The 8,054-nt window shown below is 42.8% G+C and carries 3 protein-coding genes; 2 read left to right on the forward strand and 1 reads right to left on the reverse strand.

What is annotated here, in order from left to right; translation table 11 throughout:
• Together VNZ46_RS27485 and pbpC are read left to right on the forward strand one after the other, a co-directional pair.
• Positions 1-5,052: alpha-2-macroglobulin family protein (locus VNZ46_RS27485; RefSeq protein WP_325564584.1), on the forward strand; the 5,052-nt coding region annotated here is incomplete at its 5' end.
• Between the two features lies 1 nt (position 5,053).
• A complete protein-coding gene (gene pbpC, locus VNZ46_RS27490; RefSeq protein WP_325564586.1) occupies positions 5,054-7,459 on the forward strand; it encodes a penicillin-binding protein 1C in 2,406 nt (801 codons plus the stop codon).
• On the opposite strand, the gene VNZ46_RS27495 is transcribed toward pbpC, so the two are convergent.
• Positions 7,416-8,054 (reverse strand): lysoplasmalogenase (locus tag VNZ46_RS27495; RefSeq protein WP_325564588.1); only part of this gene is annotated, 639 nt, incomplete at its 5' end. The genes pbpC and VNZ46_RS27495 overlap by 44 nt on opposite strands.

Raw genomic sequence — 8,054 nt, forward strand, 5'->3', positions numbered from 1 at the left:
ATTGAAAAGGCACTGGAACTCGATTTCGGACAAAAGCTCCATATAAAATGGCAACACAACCCAGCAAAATACAGTTCACACTTCACTATAGACAGCATAAAGAAAACAGGCGCAGAACAAAAATTATTACTTAAATGGTCTGGAAAGGTAATTGACGCAGAAAATCAAGGAGAAGAGACGCTATTGGTACCCGCCACAGGGGTATTTAAAGTGCTAAGTTTAAAAGCCATACAAGATCAGGAAGATTATGCCCTGATCCAGTTTTCGGAGCCCCTCAATGTAGCTCAGGATCTCAGCGGTCTGGTTACCCTGGGCAGTCTGGCAGATTTGAGGTACACCATTGATGGCAGTCAGCTTAAAATCTATGCTACAGATCCATTAGATGGCAACTATGCACTGACAGCGAATCAGGGCATTGAAAATATAAAAGGCAAGAAGCTTGCTGATGCTAAAACAGGTAATGTTCTTTTTGAAAAGAAAGCACCTGCTGTAACCATTTCAGGAAGCGGCACAATTATTCCAAATTCGGGTAAACTTGTACTTCCCTTTGAGGCAACTAACCTGAAAGCGGTCGATATAACCATCATTAAGATCTATGAGAATAATATTCCGCAGTTCTTTCAGACCAACAACTATAAAGATGGCCAGGAATTAAGACGTGTGGGCCGCCCGGTGGTACAAAAAACCATTAGACTGGATGAAGACAAATCCTTAAACCTCCATAAGAAAAACCGCTTTACGCTTGACCTGGATAAAATGATCCGTACTGAACCCGGTGCAATGTACAGGGTAACCATTGGTTTTAGAAAGGCCTATAATGTATATGCATGTGCCACAGGCGTAGATAAGGCAGAGACAGATTCAGAAAACATGGACGAAGATGGAGATGCCAATGAATATTACGGAGAAAAGATCGATGAGGACGATGCTTTCTGGAGCCGATACAACAATTATTATCCACAACATTATCGCTGGGACGACCGTGACAACCCTTGTACCTCTTCTTATTACACTACTGATAAGTGGGCCAGCCGCAACCTGATCGCCTCTAATATTGGTCTGGTCGCCAAGCGCGGAAATGACAACAGCATGCTTATTATAGCAACTGACCTGCTCACTGCCAAACCATTAAGTGGAGTTACATTGGAATTAATGGATTATGCCAAACAAGTTATTTATACTGCAAAAACAGATGGCGACGGGATGGCCTCCTTTGAGCTGAAAAGAAAGCCATTTTTACTCATTGCCAAAAATGGCGATGAACGCGGTTACTTAAAATTAGACGATGGAAATTCCCTCCCTTTAAGCCGTTTCGATGTGAGTGGGGATGTTATACAAAATGGCATTAAAGGCCTGATCTATGGAGAGCGTGGTGTTTGGCGTCCGGGAGATTCACTATATCTTTCCTTCATCCTGGAAGATAAACTTAAAAAGCTACCAGGAGCCTATCCTATCACCTTTGAATTATATAACCCTCAGGGACAAATTATTAGAAAGGTTGTGAATGGTAATTCTTTAAATGGATTTTATACTTTTAAAACAGCAACCGCCACAACCGCTCCTACCGGAAACTGGCTGGTTAAAGTCAAAGCCGGAGGTTCTACGTTTAGTAAAACAGTTAAAATTGAAACCGTAATGCCAAACCGGCTCAAGATCAATTTTGACATTGGTGCCAGGAAATATTTGAGTGCCGAGAATGGATCTTCTGCTACGCTTTCGGCCAACTGGCTCTTTGGTGCAGTAGGTAAAAATCTTAAGGCCAAAGTTGATGTAAACCTGAATACCATGAAAACCACTTTCGCTGGTTTTGAAGCCTATACCTTCGATAATCCGACCGTAAAGTTCGAATCGCAGGTCAAGACCATTTTTGAAGGGACTTTAAACGAAAACGGAACAGCTGTAGTGAATACCAATCTGGATCAGAATAAAACGGCTCCAGGCGTACTGAAAGCTAATTTTACGACAAAAGTATTTGAAGCAGGTGGTAATTTCAGCATCGATAACTTTAGTATCCCATATCATGTATACAACAATTATTATGGCATTAAAACGCCTGAAGGAGAAAAACTGAGCGGTATGCTGGTGACCGGTAAAGACCATAAGATAGATTTGGTGAATGTAAACCGGGATGGAAAATTACTGGCTGGTAGCAAAACGGTTGAATTGGAACTCTATAAAGTACAATGGCGCTGGTGGTGGGAACAGGATGACCAAAATTCCTATGCCAATTTTACACAAAACCAGTACAATAAACTCATCAAAAAACAAAGCGTAACCCTGAATAACGGACGGGGAAGCTGGAACCTAAGAGTGGATGAACCTGAATGGGGCCGTTACCTTATTTTGGTTAGGGATTTAAACGGCGGACATGTAACAGGTAAAGATGTTTATATCGACTGGCCAGGCTGGGCACAGCGTGAACAAGCCAATAACCCTACTGAAGCATCTATGTTGTCATTCACGGCTAATAAAACAAAATTCAAAGTAGGTGAAGATGTTGTTCTGACTATCCCTTCGGGTAAAGGTGGCAGAGCGCTGATCTCCATTGAGAATGGCAGCAGGGTATTGAAAACCTACTGGACAGATACAAAGGCCGGACAAACGCAGTTCAAATTCAAGGCAGAAAAAAACATGTCTCCAAATGTATTTGCGAATGTTACCTTATTACAGCCACATGCCCAAACAGTAAATGATCTGCCGATAAGGATGTACGGAGCTATCCCTCTCCTGATTGAAGATCCGGAAACGATTTTAAAACCAGTCATCAAAATGGCCGATAAGATCAAACCGGAAACAGAAAATACCCTCTCTGTATCCGAACAAAACGGTAAGGCTATGACCTATACTATTGCAATAGTAGATGAAGGCTTACTTGATCTAACCCGGTTTAAAACACCTGATCCTCATGCCGTATTCTACGCAAGAGAAGGGCTTGGTGTGAAAACCTGGGACCTTTTTGATTACGTACTTGGCGCTTGGGGTGGTAATCTGGAACGCATCCTGAGTATTGGTGGTGATGGTAGCATCAATAAAAATTTAAACCCTGCAAAAGCCAACAGGTTCAAACCAGTGGTAAAATTCATGGGCCCTTTTGCCCTATCTAAAGGGGAAACGAAAGCTCATAAATTCAAATTACCACAATATATCGGCGCAGTTAGGGCCATGGTAATTGCAGGTCAGGATGGCGCATATGGTTTCCAGGAGAAATCCGTCCAGGTTAAAAAGCCTTTAATGCTCCTCGCAACCTTACCAAGGGTAATTGGGCCGGGTGAAAGCTTCACCCTGCCAGCCACCGTATTTGCAACTGAAAATCATCTTAAAAATGTAACCTTGCAAATCCAAACTCAAAACCTGGGTGTAGAAGGCAACAGAACCATTCAGCTATCTTACAAACAACCTGGAGAACAAATGGCTTACTTTGAGATTAAGGCCCCTGAAGTAGCAGGTGTTGGTAAAGTCAAACTCATCGCACAGAGTGGAGCTGAGAAAGCTGTATATGATGTAGAGATTGACATTCGGAATCCAAATCCATTTGTAACCAATGTAGTATCTGCCACCATAGAACCAGGTAAGACTTGGACACAAACCTATAGTGGAATCGGAATGGCCGGTACAAATTCAGGATCCCTGGAGTTATCTTCCATCCCTCCGATCAATTTGAAAAAACGTTTGGGCTATCTGATGCAATATCCGCATGGTTGTGTAGAACAAACTACATCGGCGGTATTCCCTCAGTTGTTTTTAGATCAGTTGACTCAACTTAGCGCGCAACAGAAAGCAACTACAGAAAAGAATATCAAAGCAGGTATTCTAAAACTGAAAGATTTCCAGACTGCTGAGGGCGGCTTGGCCTATTGGCCGGGCTCAACATCCGCAGATGAATGGGGAAGCAATTATGCCGGACATTTCCTGGTAGAGGCACAAAATAAAGGTTATTCCATTCCTGTTGGTTTACTGGATGAATTGCTTCGCTATCAGAAAACCAAAGCAAGCAGCTGGTCACCAAACAGTACAAATTTCTATGGCGGTGATCTATCACAAGCCTATCGTTTGTATGTGCTCGCTTTAGCTAAGAAAACAGATATGGCAGCCATGAACCGTCTAAGGGGCTTCCAGTATTTATCAGTGAGCGCAAAATGGAGGCTCGCAGCAGCATACAAGCTGGCTGGGCAGGCCGATGCTGCCGCACAGCTGATTAGAGGCTTAGATCTATCCGTGAAGCCTTACAATCAGCTGGGCGGAACCTATGGGTCTGACATCAGGGATGAAGCCATGATTTTAGAAACCCTAACCCTTCTTGGTCAGAAAGGAAAAGCGGCCCAGCTGCTCCAGCCACTGGCCGCGAAACTGGGCAGAGATGATTGGTACAGTACTCAAACCACAGCCTATGGCTTATTGGCCATCGCCAAATTCTGCGGACAGAATGCATCTGCCAATAAATTGAATTATAGTTTTGTTCTGGATGGCAAAAAAGGCAATGTAAATACAGATCAGTACATCAGTTCAACACCATTAAGCTTTAAGGGTAACCAGATTCAAATCAACAATGCCGGTAACAGGGTGCTCTTCGCTAGGTTAATTTTACAAGGACAGCCGGCAGCAGGACAGAACAACTTCCTGCCTAATAATCCGGAAGCACTTGAGATGAGTGTATCCTATAAATTATTGAATGGCAAACCAATAGATCCAACCACCTTAAAACAAGGCTTAGACTTTTATGCAGAAGTAGTCATTAAAAACCCAGGCAGAATGGGTTACTATGAGCAAATGGCACTGACACAGATTTTTCCATCTGGATGGGAAATCATCAATACCAGGATAAATGACAATGAAAGTATCCTCTCTTCTTCTCCATTCACTTACCGTGACATTAGAGATGACAGAGTATTTACTTATTTTAACCTTAGAGAGAACGAGACCGTGACTTACAAAGTTCTGCTGAATGCATCTTATTTAGGCAGGTATTACTTGTCTGCGGTACAGGCAGAAGCAATGTACAACAACAACATCAGTGCAACGCAAGAAGGTAAATGGGTACAGGTAATTAAGTAAAATGTTTAAAAAATTCAAGTATGAACCAGGCTTTCTGATCTCCGATCTGATTTGCCTGGTTCTTTTTCTGGTTTTCTGGTTCCTGTTGCCCTCCAGGCTATTTGTTGCCCCTACTTCTTTTGTCATAGAGGCCTCAAACGGCCAGTTGCTCAGTGCTGCAATAGCACGTGATGGACAATGGCGTTTTCCAGTAGCAGACAGTGTGCCCGACAAATTCAATAAATGCATCATTGCCTTTGAGGACAAGCGGTTTTATAAACATGCAGGCATAGACATCCTTGCCTTAGGCAGGGCAATGAGACAAAACTTTAAAGCAAAAAGTGTGGTCAGTGGCGGAAGTACTTTATCCATGCAGGTGATCCGGCTTTATAGAAAAGAAGACCGTACCCTTACCCAAAAACTAATAGAGATGCTTTTGGCACTCCGCCTGGAAGTGCGCTGCTCCAAATCTGAGATTCTAGCACTTTATGCAGCAAACGCGCCTTTTGGGAGTAATGTTGTTGGTCTTGAAGCAGCAGCCTGGCGCTATTTTGGCCGTAGTGCGAATTCACTTTCCTGGGGAGAGATGGCAACCCTGGCCGTATTGCCAAATAGCCCCTCACTGGTCCACCCCGGTAAAAATGCCACCAAGCTGATCAAAAAACGAAATGACCTGCTCGATAAACTGGCTGCACTCCATTACATAGACCAGGCAACCGCTAATCTTTCTAAATTTGAACCAATACCCGGCAAACCTCAACAGTTGCCGCAAAACGCCCAGCATTTGCTGAACCGTTTCAAACAGGAAAGGGCCAGCCTTGGGATCAGCAGCACAAGAATCAGATCTACTCTAGATGAAAGCCTCCAGCTTAAAGTAAATGCCCTGCTAAAAAGATACAACAACCGCTATCGTGCCAATGACATCAATAATATTGCAGCTTTGGTCCTGGATGTAAATACCGGATCAGTAAAAAGCTATGTTGGAAACATCTACCAACCAGACAATACTGAACTGGAGAGCCACGTCGATATGATAAAGGCGCCCAGGAGCCCTGGCAGCACCCTGAAACCACTCCTTTACGCCAGCATGCTAAATGATGGTTTTATTATGCCCCATACCCTGATTCCAGACATTCCAACACAAATCGGAGGTTATTCGCCACAAAACTATGACCTGGGTTATGATGGTGCAATCCCTGCCGACCGGGCTCTAAGCCGCTCCTTAAATATCCCAGCAGTAAAAATGCTCCAAACCTATAAGTACCAGCGGTTTTACGATAAACTTAAACAACTCGGCTTCTCCACGTTGAATAAACCTGCCGATTATTACGGACTGTCACTTATTTTAGGCGGAAGTGAAGTAACCATGTGGGACCTGGCCAAAACCTATATGGGTATGGCCAGAACTTTAAAACACTTCAATGAGTTTAGTGGAAAGTATAATCCAAATGACTATGATGCACCTGTATATGTGAGCTCAAAAAGAGATACCAGACGCGACCAAGAGAATGCACAGATCAATTCAGTATTTGATCATGGTGCCATATGGTCTGCATTTAATGCGATGGAAGAACTGATGCGCCCCGGCGATGAAGGCTTATGGGAGCAGTTTTCCTCCTCTCAAAGGGTAGCCTGGAAAACAGGCACCAGTTTTGGTTTCAGGGATGCCTGGGCTGTGGGCTTAACGCCAGGTTACGTAGTTTGCGTATGGGTAGGTAATGCGGATGGAGAAGGCCGTCCAGGTTTAACTGGTATTGACGCTGCCGCTCCGGTACTTTTTGATATATTCAGACAACTACCTAATGGTAAGTGGTTTAAAACTCCGGAAAGTAAGTTAAAGAAGATTTGGGTGTGTAAACAAAGTGGTTATAAAGCAGGGGAATACTGTACGGATAAAATAGAAGAAATGGTCCCCTCTGCCGGAGAAAAAACAGGTATTTGCCCCTATCATAAGCTCGTCCATTTGGATCCGACAGGTTCCTGGCAAGTTACCGACCGATGTGAATCTACAACTCAAATGTTGCATAAACCCTGGTTTGTACTTCCTCCCTCCATGGAATATTATTACAAGATCAAAAATAGCGATTATAAACCTTTACCCCCTTTTAAAGATGGCTGTGGAGATATGGGGAACAGCTATGTAATGGACATGATCTATCCAAGAAACAATACATCGGTATATATCCCTATTGAATTTGATGGTACACGTGGTAAGGTTGTGTTAAACGCCACTCACCGTGATCCAAATATCAAGATATATTGGCATATTGATGATGAATATCTTGCAACAACAAAAAGCTTTCATCAACTGGCGGTAAGCCCTGCAGCAGGGAAACATACATTAACGCTAGTAGATGAACATGGAGAAAGATTGTCTTTGGTCTTTACAGTTCTTGAGAAAGAAGCTTCCTCTCGGCAGCACCAATAACAATAAAATATTGCGCAAGCATATACGTAGCCATAATACAAACACCAGCAAGACTAAAAGAGGAAACAAACTTATTATAAGCCAGCAAACTGTCTGATAATACAAAAAGAATAGCACCAGCAAAGACAAGTATAAAGCTTTCTTTATTAACACGCAGATTTCTAAAAACAGACATCATGAGCATCATACTGATTACAAAGGTATAGATCATCACAGGTAGCTTTAAAGTACCCAGATGAGGACGTAAATAAAAGTAAAAGGCAATACTGCTGACGCTGCAGAACCCTATTGCAATTCTTGCATTCTTTTTATCTAATTCCTGTGCAGACCGAAAATCAAGATAGAAGGCCCTGGTGTAAAAAAGGTGCCCAAGCAGAAAACTAAACAGCCCATACATAAAATATTCTGGACGAGCATCTACGAAGAGTAACAGGATATCTCCAAGCCAGGCAAAAATAAGCCCGCTAAACAACCTCTTATGAAAGCGTCCTTTTAATTTAGTACGAATGCAAAAAAATACAGCAAGCGACAAGACAATACATGGCTTTACTATAAATCTTAATGTATTTAGCTGCTGAAATTCCGCAATAAGCTC

It is taken from the genome of Pedobacter sp., from assembly GCF_035566355.1.
GTDB lineage: Bacteria > Bacteroidota > Bacteroidia > Sphingobacteriales > Sphingobacteriaceae > Pedobacter.